General features: G+C 35.5%; 11 protein-coding genes. 3 read left to right on the plus strand and 8 right to left on the minus strand.

Annotated elements, in window-relative coordinates; genetic code table 11:
- Positions 1–171: 171 nt before the first annotated feature.
- Entirely contained in the window at positions 172–2,595 is a 2,424-nt protein-coding gene (gene sppA / locus KF896_10060) for a signal peptide peptidase SppA (protein MBX3044046.1), read from the minus strand.
- A 271-nt stretch (positions 2,596–2,866) separates the two neighbouring features.
- On the opposite strand from sppA, the gene KF896_10065 reads away from it, so the two are divergent.
- The 3 genes from KF896_10065 (at position 2,867) to KF896_10075 (ending at position 8,008) form a co-directional block, all read left to right on the plus strand.
- On the plus strand, positions 2,867–4,864 hold the full coding sequence (locus KF896_10065; protein ID MBX3044047.1) for a chloride channel protein: 1,998 nt from the start codon (positions 2,867–2,869) through the stop codon (positions 4,862–4,864).
- 194 nt (positions 4,865–5,058) lie between these two features.
- On the plus strand, positions 5,059–6,930 hold the full coding sequence (locus tag KF896_10070; protein MBX3044048.1) for a hypothetical protein: 1,872 nt from the start codon (positions 5,059–5,061) through the stop codon (positions 6,928–6,930).
- A 1-nt stretch (position 6,931) separates the two neighbouring features.
- Positions 6,932–8,008 (plus strand): nucleoid-associated protein, encoded by a 1,077-nt coding sequence (locus KF896_10075; protein ID MBX3044049.1) that lies wholly within the window; start codon positions 6,932–6,934, stop codon positions 8,006–8,008.
- Positions 8,009–8,148: 140 nt separating this feature from the next.
- On the opposite strand, the gene KF896_10080 is transcribed toward KF896_10075, so the two are convergent.
- The 7 genes from KF896_10080 to KF896_10110 form a co-directional block, all read right to left on the minus strand.
- Positions 8,149–10,719 carry an ATP-dependent Clp protease ATP-binding subunit gene (locus KF896_10080; GenBank protein ID MBX3044050.1) on the minus strand — a complete coding sequence of 857 codons (2,571 nt, stop codon included), beginning with the start codon at positions 10,717–10,719 and terminating at the stop codon, positions 8,149–8,151.
- A 261-nt stretch (positions 10,720–10,980) separates the two neighbouring features.
- On the minus strand, positions 10,981–11,667 hold the full coding sequence (locus tag KF896_10085) for an SDR family oxidoreductase (protein ID MBX3044051.1): 687 nt from the start codon (positions 11,665–11,667) through the stop codon (positions 10,981–10,983).
- 290 nt (positions 11,668–11,957) lie between these two features.
- Positions 11,958–14,060: a M3 family metallopeptidase gene (locus KF896_10090; GenBank protein MBX3044052.1), complete on the minus strand. Its 2,103-nt coding sequence runs from the start codon at positions 14,058–14,060 to the stop codon at positions 11,958–11,960.
- Positions 14,061–14,186: 126 nt separating this feature from the next.
- A complete protein-coding gene (locus KF896_10095) occupies positions 14,187–14,366 on the minus strand; it encodes a MarR family transcriptional regulator (GenBank protein ID MBX3044053.1) in 180 nt (59 codons plus the stop codon).
- 57 nt (positions 14,367–14,423) lie between these two features.
- Positions 14,424–15,572 carry an IS1 family transposase gene (locus KF896_10100; GenBank protein ID MBX3044054.1) on the minus strand — a complete coding sequence of 383 codons (1,149 nt, stop codon included), beginning with the start codon at positions 15,570–15,572 and terminating at the stop codon, positions 14,424–14,426.
- Between the two features lie 138 nt (positions 15,573–15,710).
- Complete coding sequence (locus tag KF896_10105; GenBank protein MBX3044055.1) at positions 15,711–16,346, minus strand: NADPH-dependent F420 reductase; 636 nt, start codon at positions 16,344–16,346, stop codon at positions 15,711–15,713.
- Between the two features lie 120 nt (positions 16,347–16,466).
- A complete protein-coding gene (locus tag KF896_10110) occupies positions 16,467–18,551 on the minus strand; it encodes an elongation factor G (protein MBX3044056.1) in 2,085 nt (694 codons plus the stop codon).
- Positions 18,552–18,572: the final 21 nt, after the last annotated feature.

The following is an 18,572-nucleotide window of genomic DNA, read 5'->3' on the forward strand; positions in this document are numbered from 1 at the left end:
TATTTTGGCTCAGTATGACAATTCCCTTGCGTCATACTGAGCCGGAATCGCAGTATCCAAATAAAAGACCATCGAATCAAAACCAAAAAGAGTAAAATGATAATTTAAAAATGCGAAGTACCCGAATAAAACAGATACTTCGCTTTTATGTATTAAACATGGATTAAATTCTTACAATCCCAAGTAATCTATTGACATCACGGGCATAGGGTTGCCATTATTTTCAAGTAAGAATTTCAGCTCTTCAAAACTGCTATCAATTCTGGGAATATTTACACTGAAAATATTTCCTAAAAAAGAAGTGAAATCAAAAAGATTTCCTGTTGGAAACTCAAGCAACTTTACTTTTTTATCTTTAGGAATTCCGGCTTCAGATTTTGCAAATTGAATAGCATCGTAAAGTGTACCAATTTCATCAATCAGCCCATTCTTGATGGCATCAGTTCCTGTCCAGACTCGACCTTCTCCAAGCTCGTCAACTTTTTCGTAGGTCATTTTGCGGGACTCTGCTACTTTTGTTACAAATTCATTATACAATGCCCTGATTTGCTTTTCTCTTTGGTTACGCTCATCCTCTGTGAAATTGCGAAGTGGCAATCCGATCGGAATAAACGGCAATTGATATGAAGCTCCCAAATCAGCATATTTCCCCTTTTTGACAATATCATATGTGATACCGAGTGAATCCTTCAATCCTTTATCATAGAACCAACTGCTAATCACACCTATTGAGCCGGTAATTGTATTCGGTGCTGCAAAAATCTTGTCAGCTTCCATAGAAAGCCAGTAGCCACCGGATGCTGCAACCTGCCCTTGTGATACTATCAGTGGCTTTTTTCCTTTATACTCGGCGATTACACTTGAGATATAATCTGAAGCCATAGCATCGCCACCCGGAGAATCTATCCTTAGAACTATTGCTGAAACTGAAGAACTTTCGTAATTTTTTCTTAATATCTCGGATAAAAGTCTTGCATTTATACCTGAATTCAAGGCGCATACACCTTCAGCATAGATTACAGCAATTCTTTTTTCTGAATCGCCCCATTTATCATCAAAAGGCATAGGGTACTTATCAATATTGTAAATGCTTCTTACACCGGTATTTCTATCATAATTCTTCATGAATTTTTTAATATTATTCCAGCGGTCTAATTTGTCAACCAGCTTTTTATCAAGGGCATCTTTGGCAAGATATCCAAGTTCATCATTCACAAGATTATCAAAATTGCCAGAAATTGACTTCCGTGAATTGCTAACATCATTTTTTACTAGCTCGTACCATTCATCAACAATTCTCTGACGCTGTTCACGGTCACCGGCAGAAAAATTCTCCCTTGAGTAGCTTTCAGCAGCAGATTTGTATTTGTAGAATCTCAACTCCTCGTAACCGATATCCGCTTTTTCAAGCAGATTCTTATAAAAACTTCTGCCCATGGCAAATCCTTCGAGAGTAACTCCACCTTGCGGGTCGAGCACTATTTCATCAGCAACCGAAGCAAAATGATACTGGTCAATATTTGCTCTTTCGATAAAAATAATAATCTTCTTTCCTTTTGATTTCGCTTCGTCAAGTTTATTTCTGATTTCCCACATTATAGAGCGGGAAGCAGAAAATTGCGTGGCATTAATAACAATACCCATCGCAGATTTGTCATTTCCGGCTTTATCAATCGCAGTAAGAATATTCAGAAGAGTTTGAGAATTGTCAAACCACATATTTTTAACATATTTTACTCCTGAGCTCAGGTCGAGAGTTGCATAATATTTACTTAAAAGGACGTCTTCAATCATTGTCCTGTCCATACCACCAACTCTGATACCGTAGGTATTTGACAAAGATTTCCCGCCCTTATCCATTACGTTTATTCCAAGTAAACCATTCAGTCCTGAACTTATATTAACACCGACTGTGGTCATTTCCATAGCTGCAAAATGTCGGGCATTGATACGAATCCCTGCAAGTGGCTCGACGATAACGCCTGCACTCCAGTTTACATCTTCAAAATCTTGCCCTTTCAATCTTGAGGCATCGGCAAAAAGTGTAATTAATTCATTTCCAAAAGGGCGTATACCGACTTCTCCAACTAGCTCATCATCACTGTTATCAAGTGCAAATGAATAATTTCCACCGATAGATAAGTATGCATTAGGTCTGTACAAGCCACCAACTGCCATCATATTTGAAGAACGATCAATACCACCTCTTGTTGATGTCCAGCCATAAGTAAATCCCATACTGAAAATCCTGTCACCAAATCCACTTGAAATTCTGTAATCAGTATAACCCTGGTCTCCGAACTTATTATTCAATATCCCGAATCCAAATCCACGTGAACTGTAGAAAGCAGCGGTTCTGTTGAAATCAAATAATTCACCACCACGATCATTTGCTAGAAGTAATAAATCAAAATCCGAATGATTGTAATTTAGAAGTGCCGGGTTATCAAAACCGTAAAGCCCGCTTTTGAAAGCACCTGGCGAACCTGCCTGCAAGTCCATTAATTCGTAGTATGTAGTAAATGAGCTCTGCGAATATGAATTTAAAAATGTGCAGAATAAAATTGTTACAGCTATGTAGATATTCTTCATCATTAGAACATTCCTTAAAAAAATAAATTAACTTTTTAGTATTATTACGCTATCTTATGATATTTGTTACAAAAAATGGAACTTATTATTTTACAAATATAATGGTTTAATTAAGATGTTTTTGATAAAAATATTGTCAATTAAAAAATAATATATATTTTTACCCAATGTTTTATTATCAAATTACAAAATGTTTTCCAGAATAAGGATTTGGTACAGATATTTATATCTGCAATTATCACATGCCTCTGAAATCCTGCTTCAACGGATACAAATGACAGAGTTCATGTATATGATTCTAATGGCTGTCATGATAGGAATCGTTGCGGGATTTGGTTCAGTGGGTGTAAAGTATCTTATTGAATTTATAAGCGATTGGGTTTTTTCCGGCGAAGGTACAATACTTGAAAGAGTAATGGCTACTCCATGGTATATGCTTCTAATAATTCCCACAGTTGGTGGAATAATAGTAGGACCATTTGCACATTTTGTAGTTCCTGCATCAAAAGGTCACGGTGTAACAGAAGTTATTCACTCGCTTCTTACCAAAGGCGGAATCATTAAACCTGTCGTAGCTATTGGAAAATCTATCACATCGGCAGTAACAATTGGCACAGGAGGATCTGTCGGATATGAAGGTCCTATAGTTCATATTGGCGCCTCAATAGGCTCTTCTGTTGGGCAATTCTTCAGAGTACCGACACGAAGGCTTCGCACACTTGTCGGATGCGGAGCTGCGGCAGGTATAGCTGCGACTTTCAATATGCCTATAGCCGGAGCATTGTTTGCAATTGAAGTAATTATGATGGATTATGCAGCATTTCAGCTCTTTCCAATTATCATTTCATCTGTGATAGCAACTGTAATATCGCATCATTATATTGGGAATTTTGCAGAATTCAACGCTTCTCCAATAGTATTATCAAGCAGTTTTGAAATATTTAACTATTTTATACTTGGTGCTTTATGTGGCTTAATTGCATTTTTGATGATAAAATCCCTTTACTACTTTGAAGGATTTTTTACTGAGCAAGTCAAAGTACCGGAATATATGAAGCCTGCAATTGGCGGGCTTATGATAGGCGCCATCGGGATATTTTATCCTCAGATTATCGGAGTTGGCAATGATTCGATATCGCTTGCTCTCGATAATAATTTCTTCTGGCTTACAGCCATGATATTGGTTTTCATAAAAATTGTTTCCACGTCAATAACTCTCGGTTCGGGTGGCTCAGGCGGTATGCTTTCGCCTGCACTATTTGTTGGAGCTATGACAGGATTTGCTTTCGGTGAGGCAATGAATTTTATTGATCCGTCAACTTCGTTCGATTCCGGCTCTTACGCATTTATTGCAATGGGCGGACTTATTGCCGGTACAGTAAGAGCTCCACTCACTGCCATTCTGATGGTTTTCGAGCTAACCAGGCAATCTTCAGCAATACTTCCTCTGATGATAGTGGTAAGTATTAGTATGATTTTATCATCTAAGTTATCTCGTGAATCGGTTTATACCCTGAAATTGATAATGAATAAAATTCAGATTAAGTCTTTTGGGGAAAACAGTATTCTCAAGTCTATTCCTGTAAGTGAAATTATATGTAAAAATTATATTGCTCTACCGGAAAATGCTAAATTCAGTGAAATTGCAAATAAGCTATTGTCAGGTGCTGATTCTTGTATTTCAGTGCATACTATGAAGGGAAAATATTTAGGGATTATTTCGATAAATATTCTTAAAGACACTCTTCTTGACAGAGACCATTTAAGTGATGTTGTAATTGCGGGAGATATAGCTGACAAGGCTATACCAAAAGTCACTTTAGATACTTCTTGTTATGAAGTTATGGAACTTTGCAGAGCAAGAAATATTGATGGATTACCTGTTGTTGATTCTGTTGATACAAGCAAACAAGTTGGTATAATTTGGCTCAAAGATGTTAATGATATTCTCCAGATTGAAATGGATAAAATGGAGCATACTACTGACCTTGCTTCCAAAATTTCAAGAATCAACAAAGAGCATGATATTGCTTTTATGCCCGGATATGTAATAGCTGAAATACAGGTTCCTGAGCATTTTGTTGGCAGAACGATTGCAGGTCTGAAAGTCAGAAGTAATTTTGGAATTGATATAATTTCAATTAAGAGTCAAACTGATAAAGGAATTGTTATAAAAGCCTTACCTAAACCGGACTATATTCTTAAAGATAAAGATGCTATGATTGTAGCAGGTGAAGCCGAGAAAGTAAACATTTTAAAAGGAATTTCCTGATTTCAAAGTAATATAACATAAATCATTTTTTTCAAAACTAGATAAAATTGAGCGTTTGAGAAATAATTTTAATTTCATATTATAATTGTTAATTGAAATACAAAAAAAACGATTTCAGCAGAAATAGATGTTCAATACATACGTTGACAAACAAAAATTGTATAGTATTTTTATAACCGTAATAAATAGAATTAATGGAATTTCTAAAAAAGATGTCAGATAATTATTGGTTGATAATTCCAATAATTACGGTAGTTTTATATATCCAAATTCTGACTTTTGAGGTATCGTCTTCTGATGACAGCTTAATACTCATTGATAATTATTCCCGAATAAGCGATTTTTCCGGTATGTTTTCCGAGTTCGGTAAAAATTATCCGGCATCAACTGGATACAAACCCATTACCATGATAAGCTACTATATCAATGCCCTGATATCTCAATCTGCAACTTATTCATATCATATTTTGAATTTAATTTTGCATACATTTATCAGCATATTGATTTTCAGAGTGATATTGTTGATCGGAAATAATCGGGAGTCTGCATTTTTCGGAAGTTTGTTATTTGCTGTAAGTCCTCTGATAGCCGGAAACCTTGCTCAGATATCATCTCGTAGTATTTTGCTGGCAGCTGTTTTAGGACTTTTGGCACTGATTTATGCTCTCAAATATTTTAACCGTGAAGGTTCAAAATATATATGGATTTCCGGACTTTTTGTGCTATTTGCTGCACTTTCGGATTTCGCAGGATTTTCATTCGGGGCAGTTATTATTCTTTATTCGTTGGTATTTCACAAAGAGGAATTTAAAGAAAATTTTAACATTATAATATCGCCAATAATAAGCCTGGTTATTATATGGTTACTGCTTTATTTAAATGTGGATTTCACAAGTGCCGGTAATATTGCAGTGCCTGAATCCGGTGTGATTGCGATTTCCGGAATTTATATTATTCAGGATTTATTTCGATTAACAGGCGAATTGCCTGCAAAATTTTTGATTCCTTATGGTATCACTACTTTGCCTGTATTTAATAGTGTAATGACAATTGTGGGTGCCGGATTTATTTTAGCAGTATTAGTCATAATTTTTACTAAGTTCAAAAAACAGACCGATATATCTCGCTTGCTAACCTTCGGGTTGGTTTCTTTTATCATATTTCTGCTATTTTGTATTGTGAATATTGAGAATACTTACTCAACACTTTCAGATTATTTGGTTCCGATGGCTTACCTTCCGGCATTTTCCATTGTAATTATTTTAAGCAGCTTATTAACAGGTTTTAAATTAATTAAAAGCGGAAGATTGACAGGTATTGCATTTTTAGTGGTTCTCAGTATATATGCTTTTATTAGCTTTTTCAATTTGAAAGATTACTCGAATGAAGTCAGGTTTTATGAATCTTCATTCAAAAGTAATCCTCAAAATACTGCTTTGGCAAATCAATTAATTGATTCATATCTTAGTGCTGGTTTGAGCGGTAAAATTACTGAAATATCAAAAAGTATTGATAAAAGCCATGAGAATGTCGTTATTTTCCTGAAAATTGGTAGTTATTACTATCAAAATAAGAATTACGAAAGTGCAATTAGGTATCTCAATCAAGCGAATGAAATAGACAATCAAAATAAAAGAGTACTGAATTTATTATTTAGTTCGCATTATTCTCTGAAAGATTATGAATCAGCCCAAAATATTCTTAAGCCTATTTCAGGCGATACTATAAACTTTCCTGAAGCTCGTTGGGACTTGTTTAATTTATATATGGAGTCACATAATTTCCAAGATGCAGGAGAATATGGAAAATCTACATTTATAAGCGATGAAGATAAGTTGCGTGCCCTGCAGATTGTTGAAAACTGGTCAAAAGTATTTTTTAAGAAAAATGATAATGTAGCTGTTGTAAAATCAATGAAAACAGGACTTGAAATTGACCCTGAAAATGCGGTTATTCTGAATTATTTATATGACACATATATAAAAATCGGCAAAAGAGATGTAGCTAAGGAGTACGAAAAAAGACTTATGAAAATATTTAAAGAAAGAATTGAAGGAAATAATTAATATGATAAACTTTTATGATTTGGAATTCAAACGTGTTGTATTACATCAAATAGTTGCAAAATCTGACGGAATGGAACATGCTACAGTTGTGCCTGACGAAAATCTTTTTGAATTAAGTGAAGATGTCGAAAATGTAATAAAAGAGAGATTGGCAAAATCTGCATCGAAGGTAACAAAAGCATTCGAGCCTGAGATATTGGACTATCACGGTGGAACTTTTTTTGGCTTTTGTGAAACTCTCAAAGAAAAAGGAAACAGCAATTTCCTTGCAACATCAGTTGATATTGCTATGCTTCTTGCAAGAGCACAGACAAAGAACAATATCCCAGGCGGCTCTTTTATATTTATTGAAGCAATATCAAAATCTTTCAAAACCTGCTATATTGCTATAAAGGCTGAATGGAATACCGCTCTGAGATACGAAATCCATAATCGTCAATCCCAAATTAAACTTCTTGATGATATTTTTCTGGATTCATCTTCAAAGAATTTCAAGGTCGGTGCAATTTTTGAAAAAGACGAGAGTGGATTTGAAGTGCCGTATCCAAACAGCCTTTTCGGGGCATATTTCTATGATGAGCAGTTTACAATTGACTCCAAACCTGCAGAGTATTTTTATCAGGATTTTCTTGGTTTTACACTTGAATCGTTGCCAAAAATTCAATCTATGAAATTCTATAATAATACTGATAATTATATCCGCACTTTTGTCGAATCACACGATGAAAAAGACAATTTGCTTCTGGCGCTAAAACAGGAATTTTTAAGCAATGAAGAGCCAAACATATCGCCTATGGAATTTGCTGAAATGTATTTTCACGAGCCGGATATGAAAGATACTTATCTAAATGAAGTAGCTTCATATCTTCCAAAAACGATAACCAAAGACCCTTTATTGATAAAAAGCAAGCTCGATAAAAAGAAGATTGAATTTCCTAATAACATTGCTCTAAGCGGACCTCAGAAAACATTTGATTTCAGTGTTCAGATTATAAATTCCAAAGATGAGATAGATGATATTAACTTTGAAGATGATGTAACAATATTGAAAATTAAGGGCAAGCCATACCGGAAATAATTTATTCAAATTTTTTTTCTGTTTTCAAGTCAAAAGTATATTAATTTAAAATGAACTTGATTTATTGATTTCGATTTCATTTTTTAAAAAAGAAGGCTCCACTTTTGCAAGAGGAGCCTGATTACAATAAGGCAAAAAAATCAATTATTAGATATATTATCTTCTAAACCAATACCCACATGAGTTGCTTCTTCAAGTTGATTAGCAAGAATTGTTTTAGCAATTTCTTTCTCATCAAGTTGAGTTGTGCCCGGCTCAAAAGTAAATAATAGTTTATCTCCGGAATCATCCATATCACCGAATATCTTAGCACCAATGCCCAGCTTTTCTCTTAAGAAGAGCTCAGCAAGTTCATCTTCGATATATTTCTGTAAAGCACGGCGAAGTGGCCTTGCACCAAATTTGATATCATATCCTTTCTCAACGATGAAATCTTTAGCAGACTGTGAAAGCTCGAAAGTCATCTTGTTGTTGTGGATTCGCTTCATAAGCTTTTCCATCTGAATATCAATAATTCCATAAATATGCTCTTTCATCAACTGATGGAATATAATGAAATCATCAATACGATTGATAAATTCAGGGTTGAACAATTTCTTAATCGAATCCTCAATTGTTGCTTTTACGTGGTCATAATTGTCTTTTGCTTTTTCCATCGAAAAGCCAATTTTGCCTCCGGCTTTGACATCACGAGTACCGACATTTGAAGTCATGATAATAATAGTATTCTTGAAGTCAACTCTTCTGCCTAAACCGTCAGTAAGCATACCATCATCAAAAACCTGAAGCAGAATATTGAATACATCAGGATGAGCCTTTTCGATTTCATCCAGTAGAATTATCGAATATGGTTTTCTTCTTACTTTCTCTGTAAGCTGACCGCCTTCCTCATAGCCTACATATCCGGGAGGAGCTCCAACAAGTCTTGACACAGAGAATTTCTCCATATATTCACTCATATCAATTCTGATGAGTGCATCTTCAGAATCAAACATTACTTTTGAAAGCGCTTTTGCAAGCTCAGTCTTGCCGACACCGGTAGGTCCAAGAAACATAAATGAACCAATTGGTCTTGAAGGATCTTTCAGTCCGGCTCTGGCTCTGCGAATTGCTTTAGCGAGCGACTCAATAGCTTCATCCTGACCGACAACTCTTTTCTTAAGGTCATCTGCAAGACTGAGAAGTTTGATGTTTTCACTTTCTGCAATCTTATTAACCGGAATACCTGTAACCATTGCCACAACATCTGCAACATCATCTTCAGTAACTGCAAATACAAGTTCGTTTGATTTTGATTCCCAAGCTTGTTTAGCAAGTTCAAGGTCATTTTGAAGTTTCTTTTCAAGGTCACGTAGTCTTGCCGCTTCTTCGAAGTCCTGGCTTTTTACAACATGGTTTTTACTTTGACGAACTTCAATAATCTTTTCTTCAATTTCAATAATATCTTTTGGAACTACGATATTAGCTAAATGAACTCTTGCGCCCGATTCGTCAAGAACATCAATTGCTTTATCGGGGAACATTCTGTCAGTGATGTAGCGTTCAGCAAATCTAACACAAGCATTGACAGCATCTTCAGTATATGCAACACTGTGATGCTCTTCATATTTGTCTTTGATATTATTGAGAATTTGCAAAGTTTCATCTACTGTTGGCGGTTCAACCAGCACTTTCTGGAATCTGCGGTCTAAAGCGCCGTCCTTTTCGATATACTGACGGTATTCGTCGAGAGTTGTAGCACCAATGCACTGTATATCGCCTCTTGCAAGTGCGGGTTTGAACATATTTGAAGCGTCAAGGGAGCCTGAAGCACCACCAGCACCTACGATAGTATGAATTTCGTCAATGAATAAAATAACATCTTTTGCTTTTTCCAGTTCATTGATTACGGCTTTCATTCTCTCTTCAAACTGTCCGCGGTATTTTGTCCCTGCAACAAGCGATGCTAAATCAAGAGTAACTATTCTTTTATCGAAAAGTGCTCTTGATACTTTCTTTTGAATAATTTTAAGAGCAAGCCCTTCGACAATCGCAGTTTTACCAACTCCCGGTTCACCAATGAGAACAGGATTGTTCTTTTTTCTGCGTGATAAAATCTGGGAAACTCTCTCGATTTCTTTGCTTCTGCCTATTACAGGGTCTAGTTTGCCTTCCGAAGCGAGTTTGGTAAGGTCACGACCGAAATTATCTAAAACAGGGGTTTTAATTTTTTCTTTCTGTTGCTTTTGCTTACTGCTAATTCCGGCTGAGGATTTAGACTGACCGGATGAAGGGTTGCCGGATAGAATATTCTCAAGTTCTCGCTTGGAATTTTCATAATTTACAGAAAATTGCGACAATATCTGTGCAGCTATGTTTTCTTCATCACGAAGTAATGAAAGAAGAAGATGCTCAGTACCGATAACTTCAGACTTTACAAATTTTGCTTCAAGATAAGTAATTTTAAGAACCTTTTCTGCCTGTTTTGTGAGCGGAATATTTCCGATTGTTAGTGTTGAACTTGATGACCTGACAGTATCTTCAATACCTTTTTTAAGCTTATATAAGTCTGTTCCAAGATTTTTTAGAATTTTTACAGCGAGTCCTTCGCCTTCACGGATTACACCAAGCAAGAGATGTTCAGTGCCTATATAGTCATGTCCTAACCTTAAAGCTTCTTCTCTGCTCAAACGTATCACGTCATTTACTCTGTTAGAAAAATTTCCTTCCATTCTTTTGCCATTGATTTTTGTGAATTAATTAATCAGATTGACGTTGGATTTATCATTATATTTGTTTTAATTTAGTTATACTTAAAGTTGATGAAGATTAAATATATTTAGCCCAAAATAACAAATAGTATAATTTGAGTTAGAATAACTTTCTTTGATAAACAAAATCTTCTGTCAGAAATACAACTAAATTAATACTATCCAATTGTCATAATGATAATTTCCTTACTACTAACTAATACTTAATTCAGATTGCTAAAATTATTTAATTATGCCCATACCGCCGTCAACACTTATAATCTGTCCGGTAACCCATTTAGATTTTTCAGTTATAAGGAAGGCGACTGCTTCAGCAATATCCTTAGGCTGTCCAATCATATTCATAGGGTTATTTTTTGCGAGATTTGCTTTTTTCTCGTCAGTGCTAAGGAGTTTTGCTGAAAGTGGTGTATCTGTAAGCGAAGGAGCTACACCATTGAATCTGATTTTGCCGGCATACTCTGCTGCAAGTGAGCGAATTAGACTTTCGAGAGCTCCTTTAGCAGATGAAATTGAAGAGTGAAAGCTCATTCCGGTTTTGACTGCAACAGTACTTATACCGACAACAGATGCAATCGGTGATTTTAATAATCCGGGTAGAGCCTGTCGTATAATTCGGACTGCACCCAAAAAATTGATATTTATATCATTCAAAAACTCTTCGTCTTTGATTCTGTTAAATGGTCTGAGGTTAATTGTGCCCGGAAGATATACCAGTCCATCTATTACTTCCGATAATTTTATGGTATCGGTAGTCTCTGCAGACCAATTGATATGCTCTTTTGCAAATGCAATTGGGTTGTCGCTTCTTGAAAGCGTTATGATGTCATAATCATTTTTCAATATTTCAGCAACTTCTTTGCCTATTGCAGAATTAGCACCAACCAAAACTAATACTTTTTTATCCATTCTATTCTCACTTATACTAATTCAATATTTTATATTATTAATGACGATTTGCCCCAACCGTGATTATTAATAAGGATATGAAAAACTGCTTTCTATTTCATAGAACAAATGAAATTCAATAACCCTTAAGTTAAATTTAATGGTGTACTTTTTTAAAAAAGTTTGCAGCATCACACTTGCTTTCAAATTATCAATAAGAGATTATTAGTATTAACGAGATTATAATATGAAAAAAAAGAGGTTATTGGATTTTTACCAATAACCTCAAATAACTAAATAATTGAAGAATTTTATTGAATAAGTCCGCGTTTCTTCAGAAGCGGCTCAAGCATCGGTTCTCTGCCTCTGAATTTGCGATAAAGTTCCATCGGGTCTTCGGTACCGCCTTTTTTCAGAATATTATCCATAAAAGATTGAGCAGTAGCTTTATCAAAAATTCCATTTTCTTTAAATGCTTCATAAGCATCGCTATCAAGAACACCAGACCATATATAGCTGTAATATCCGGCTGAATATCCACCTGAGAAAATATGATTGAAGTATGTGCTTCTGTAACGAGCAATAATTTCCGGTATTAGTCCTATCGAAGTAAGATATTCTTCTTCAAAATCAATCGGGTTTAAACCGATTGGCGCTTCTAATGTATGATATTTCATATCAAGCAAAGCAGCAGCGAGATATTCTGTTGTCGCAAATCCCTGATTAAACTTACTGCTCTTTTCCATTTTCTCAATTAGTGATTTCGGGAGAAGTTCACCGGTTTTGTAGTGTTTGGCATAAAAAGCAAGTACCTCAGGTTCGAAAGCCCAGTTTTCCATGATTTGTGATGGTAATTCTACGAAATCTCTCGGAACTGAAGTTCCTGAAAGACTTTTAAATCTACAATCCGACAACAATCCATGCAAAGCATGACCGAATTCATGGAAGAAGGTTTCAACTTCATCCATAGTTAGCAAAGCAGGTTTATCAGCGGTTGCTCCGGAGAAATTACATACAATTGTAGTCACCGGAGTGATATTTTTATCTGCTTTTTTATGCTGCTGACGATAGCTGCTCATCCATGCGCCACCGCGTTTGCTTGCTCTTGGATGGAAATCCATATACAAAATACCGAGATGAGACCCATCTTCTTTCTTGACTTCATAAACTATTGCATCCTGATGATATTTTGGAATATCATTTCTTAATTTATATGTCAGCCCAAAGAGTCTTTTTGTCAATTCAAAAATCCCGTCTCTTACTTTTTCAAGCTGGAAATATGGTCTTAATTCTTCTTCGTTAAGGTCATATTTTTCTTTCCTTAATTTTTCTGCATAGAATCTCCAGTCCCATGGTGCGAGCATAAAATCTCCGCCTTCTCTGTCAATAATCTCCTGCAGGTGTCTTGCCTCAACTTCTGCCATAGGGTTGGCATAATTCCATAATTCATTAAGAAATCTATTTACATTTTCAGCTTCCTTCGCCATATTGTCAGCCAGAACATAATCAGCATGATGAACAAATCCGAGCATCCTGGCTTTTTCTTGTCTTAGATTAATCAATCTCAGAATAATTTGACTATTGTCGTTTTTATCACGATTATTTCCACGATTTGCATAAGCCCAGAACATTTTTTCTCTTAGTTCGCGTTTTTCTGAGTAGGACATAAATGGTACCCAGCTTGGATTATGCAAAGTAAAAAGCCATCTGCCCTTTTTCCCTGCTTCAGTTGCGGCTTGAGCGGCTCCATCAATAGATGATTTCGGTAAGCCGGCTAAATCGTCTTCTTTATCAATCCAAAGTTGGAACTCGTTATTTTCAGCTAATACATTTTGTCCAAAATTAAGAGTAAGTAAAGACATTTCTTCATTAACAGCTCTAAGGTGAAGCTTTTCTTCAGCATTCAACGCTGCCCCATTCCTGATGAAATTTTTGTAAGTTTCTTCGAGAAGTCTTAATTCTTCAACATTTAAATCCAACCCATCTTTATTGTCATAGACTGATTTAACTTTTTCAAAAAGTTTTTCATTAAGCATAATATCATCTCTGTGCTTAGACATCTTAGGAGTTATCATTTTTGCAATATCCTGCAGCTCTTTGCTTGTGTTTGCTGACATCATATTGTAAAATACAGATGATACCTTATCCATCAAAGCACCGGTCTGCTCTAAAGCAACAATGACATTATCGAATGAAGGCTCTGCAGAATTGGAAGTGATTGCATTTATTTCATTTATTTGCTGTTTCATTCCTTCTTCAAAAGCAGGCATGTAATGGGAAAGTTTGATTTTATCAAATGGTGGAACGCCAAATGGTGTATCATAATCCTTAAAAAATGGATTATCTTTATTAGCGGCAAGAATGTTTAGGGACATAAATATTACCGTCAGAGTTATTACTAAATTTTTTAACATATAAATACCTGATTAAAACAATTAAAAATGATATACAAAAATTACTGAATAACTGTATCATAAGCATAATACTTGCGATTATGAGACAGTACCGATATTATTAAAGACGATTAAAATTTTATACTGTTATCTTTTAGGTTCCCAGTAGCATCTTTTTGGAGAAATAATTTCACCTGAATCTTTCAATTTTTTCATTTCTTTATCTACAATTTTTCTATCTAAACCGCTGACATCAGCTATTTCACCTGCAGACATTGCAGTAGCAGACTTTTTCAAAACATCTAAAATAATTACACTGTTTTCCATGATTTTTGATCCTGAAAGTTAAAATTAATTCAGACGGAAAAAAAAATAATTATTTTATTAGCTGACAAGTAAGCACTTCCCAATGTCAAAACTACATTCGCTAACATAAATTGGGAGCTCAAGACCACGTGCTGTAACTTCAAGAAGTAATTTTTCAAGATAGTTTATAGAAATTCCATCATGTTCGGGTTTCGCTATTTTATTTTCAGTGAAGTCTTTAAAACTAAGCAAGTATGGTTTTTGGGTGTATAATGCCAATCTTGAAATACCTTTGGCATCCGGACTCAGCATCATGTTAGCTACCCAACTGTTGATTAGGGGAACAGGATCTTCCCTTAGAAGGTGAAATTTCTCAAATCTTTTCTGAAACAATATAGGAATATTATCATTATATAATTTAGTTCGCTGATTGAGGCGTTCTTTAACTATATCTGTAAATTCTTCCTGGTTTCTTAATAAAAAGGAGTAAAGTTGGGATTCAGTTTTATAACCGAGTATATCAGCAAGCATTAGGTTGCCGTTAACAAAATAAATTTTTGCAGAATCACTTATTAATTTTTCCGAGGGTGATAATCTTGACAAACAACATCCTATTTCCCTGTCGCGATAATTCTTATGATATGTAATTCGCTTGTCAACATCAGGATAATATATATCAAGCACTTTCTGGCTATTGTCTGAACCATTAGTTAAAAATGAGTGCGTGTTTATATTTCTTTTTTTTAGATTATCAAACAGAGCTGCCCAAACATCCTGTGAATCATTGCATGACAATTGATAAGCTAAAATAAACCCTGTCATGGAATCAATTGCAAATGCTACATACATATCATTACTTTCTCCGCCAGCCCATGAGCAGTGAAATTTCTTCCCGGATATGAAAAGTTGTTTGGTCTTACGTATAGGTAGAAATCTGTCAATATAGTCATGCCAATCGGGACATTCATTTAAAAATGTTCTGACACGATGATTAACTCTTACAGGTGAAGTGGGGTAGTATTTGACTAACTCACGTGTTGTTTTACCTCCCAGATATAGCTGAGAAATGTAAGATAAATCAATATTATGCAATGACTTTCTGCCGTCTGTCCATGTTTTTAAACAGTCGAGGCATTTAAAGCGTTGTACTCCTTTTGGCGTTACTCCATGCTTAACAAATTTTGTACTTTCGCATTTCAGACATTTGATTGATTTATCCGATTGCATTTATCTTAATCAAAATTTCATATTATTCATTTTACAAATAAAGTAAAATTTTGAGTATTTACAAAATTAAATATTTACATTTGTCATATTTTAGAATAATTAAATTAAATTTTGTTTTATAACTAAATATAAATCGGACTAATTTTTAGGGATATCCAGCTTTGCCCACATGAAATTATCATACTGGTCTGAAAATCTAACCATATTAATCCAGAGAAGTGCCAAATGCTCAATATGAATCGAGCGATAAAGATTTCCTGTATCAACGCATTCAAAACCCATTTGCTCAATCAGACCCTTTACAAGCTGTTTGGATTTATCATCATCACCTGCGATAGGCATCATAGGTTTTACCGCCTTATTGGTGAAGGCATTCAGCTTGAAATTCTCGTAGCCATAAGTATTGAATGCTTTTACCACATTCGAATCTCCTGCAATGCTTTGAATCATCTCACCGCCTGACTGAGATTGCAAGGAATGTGAAAGCCCACCACCAATAGGATTTGTGCAATCAACAAGCGGTTTGTCATGAAACTTGATATTATCTAAAGCCTCTTTCGCCGCTTTGAATGGGGTAGCCAGAAAAACAATATCTGCTTTCTCAACAGCTTCTCTAACGGGTAGTACTTCAAATTTAGGACTAAGTTCAAGAGCTCGTCTGACGGTATATGAATCCGGATTATCATGAGCAATATAGATTGTGTGCCCTTTATGTCCCAAATTATCAGCTATTGAATAGCCTACATTACCAATTCCGATAAAAGCTAAATTCATTTTAGTTCCTGTTAATAATGAAAACTATTTAAACGCATCAATTGTTTTATGATTATAAAAAAAAATCCCAATGCCAAAATGAGCATCAGGATTCTTTTTTTTTTAAATTTCCTCTAAATTCTACTTGCCTTGTCTTTCGTTATATTCTTTTATGATTTCTTCCTGAACTGACTTAGGAACTTGAGAATACTTCAAGAATTCCATAGTGAACTCACCTTTACCCTGAGTAACTGTGCGAATATCAGACGAATAACCAAACATTTCTTTAAGCGGAACTTCGGCTTCCACTACAACATAACCTGCATCAACACTTGTATTAACAATAAGACCGCGTCGTTGGTTGATTTGTCCGATAATGATACCCTGGAATTCTTCAGGAGCTGAAGATTCAAGTTTCATAAATGGCTCTAATATTACGACTCCTGCTTTAGAAAAAGTGTCGCGCATAGCTTGTTTTGCGGCTTGCTTGAATGCCATTTCAGAAGAGTCAACAGCATGGAATGAACCGTCATTAAGTGTTACTTTAGCATTCACAATCGGCTGATTTATCAAATAACCTTCGTGCAACTGCTCTTTGAATCCTTTATCGCAGGCAGGTATATATTCTTTAGGAATAGCACCACCAACGATACTGTTTACGAATTCATAAGTTTCAGGACCATCAAGAGGCAATGGCTCAATTATACCTGCAACACGTCCAAACTGTCCGCTACCACCTGTTTGTTTCTTATGAGTATAATCATAATTTGCAGCTTTTGTGAGAGCTTCGCGATAAGCTACTTTTGGCTTGCCGACAACTATTTCACAATTATATTCACGTTTGATTCTTTCAATATAAATTTCAAGGTGAAGTTCACCCATACCCTTTATAATTGTTTCGCCACTTTCTTCATCACGATAAACTTTGAATGTCGGGTCTTCTTTTTGGAATCTGTTCATTGCCTTTGAGAAATTTACCTGACCGGCTTTTTCTTTAGGAGCAACAGCTAGCTCAATTACAGGATTAGGAACAAACATTGATGTCATTGAATAGTTTACTGTACCGTCAGTGAATGTATCACCTGAAGCACAATCAACTCCAAACATTGCAAAAATATCCCCTGAACCCACTTCGTCAATTTCGTGCATATCGCTTGCATGCATTCTCACAAGGCGTGGAACTTTCATCTTCTTGCCGTTAGCAATATTGATGATAGTATCGCCTTTTTTGAGTGAGCCCTGATAAAGTCTCATATACGTAAGCTGACCGTATCTGCCGTCTTCAAGTTTGAAAGCAAGCGCTACAGCAGGCTTTGTATGGTCTGAAATTAATTCTACTTTTTCTTCATTGTTATCACGGTCAAGAGCGTGATTTGTGATTTCATACGGAGCAGGAAGGTAAGCCAGAACTCCATCAAGAAGAGTTTGTATACCTTTGTTCATTTTAGCAGTACCAATAATTACAGGAGTAATATTTAGTGCTATTGTTTGTTTACGAATTGAAGCAACAAGTTCATCATAAGAAATTTCCTCATCACCAAGGAATTTTTCTGCGATATTATCATCATGGTCACTAAGACCTTCGATCATTTCGCTGCGACGTCTTTTTGCTTCGTCAATAAGGTGTTGAGGTATTTCAGTTTCTACAACTTCTTCCCCATTATCTCCTTTATAATATACAGCCTTCATTTTTAGCAAATCAACAACACCTTCGAATCTGTCTTCAATACCAATTGGCATTGTAAGCAGAACTGTTTTGTGGTGAAGTTTTTCTTGTAATTGGTCAATTACGCGATCAGGATTTGCACCTGCACGGTCAACTTTATTGATAAATGCTATTCTTGGTACATTATAGCGACGCATTTGTCTGTCAACAGTGATTGACTGTGACTGTACACCGGCAACACCGCAAAGTACCATAACAGCTCCGTCCAGTACTCTCAAGGCACGCTCAACTTCAACTGTAAAGTCAATGTGTCCGGGAGTATCAATCAAGTTGATGTTGTAACCCTTCCACTCACAGAATGTAGCTGCGGACTGAATTGTAATACCTTTTTCGCGTTCAAGGTCCATTGAATCCATTGTCGGACCTGCGCCGGTTTTATCACGTACTTCTGTAATTTGGTGAATTTTACCGGTATAAAACAAAATTCTCTCACTGAGAGTAGTCTTGCCTGAGTCAATGTGGGCGGCAATACCAATGTTTCTTATCTTTGAAATATCCATTATCTAACCATTTATGAAAAT

Source organism: Ignavibacteriota bacterium (genome assembly GCA_019637995.1).
Classification (GTDB): Bacteria; Bacteroidota; Ignavibacteria; order Kapaibacteriales; family UBA2268; genus JANJTB01.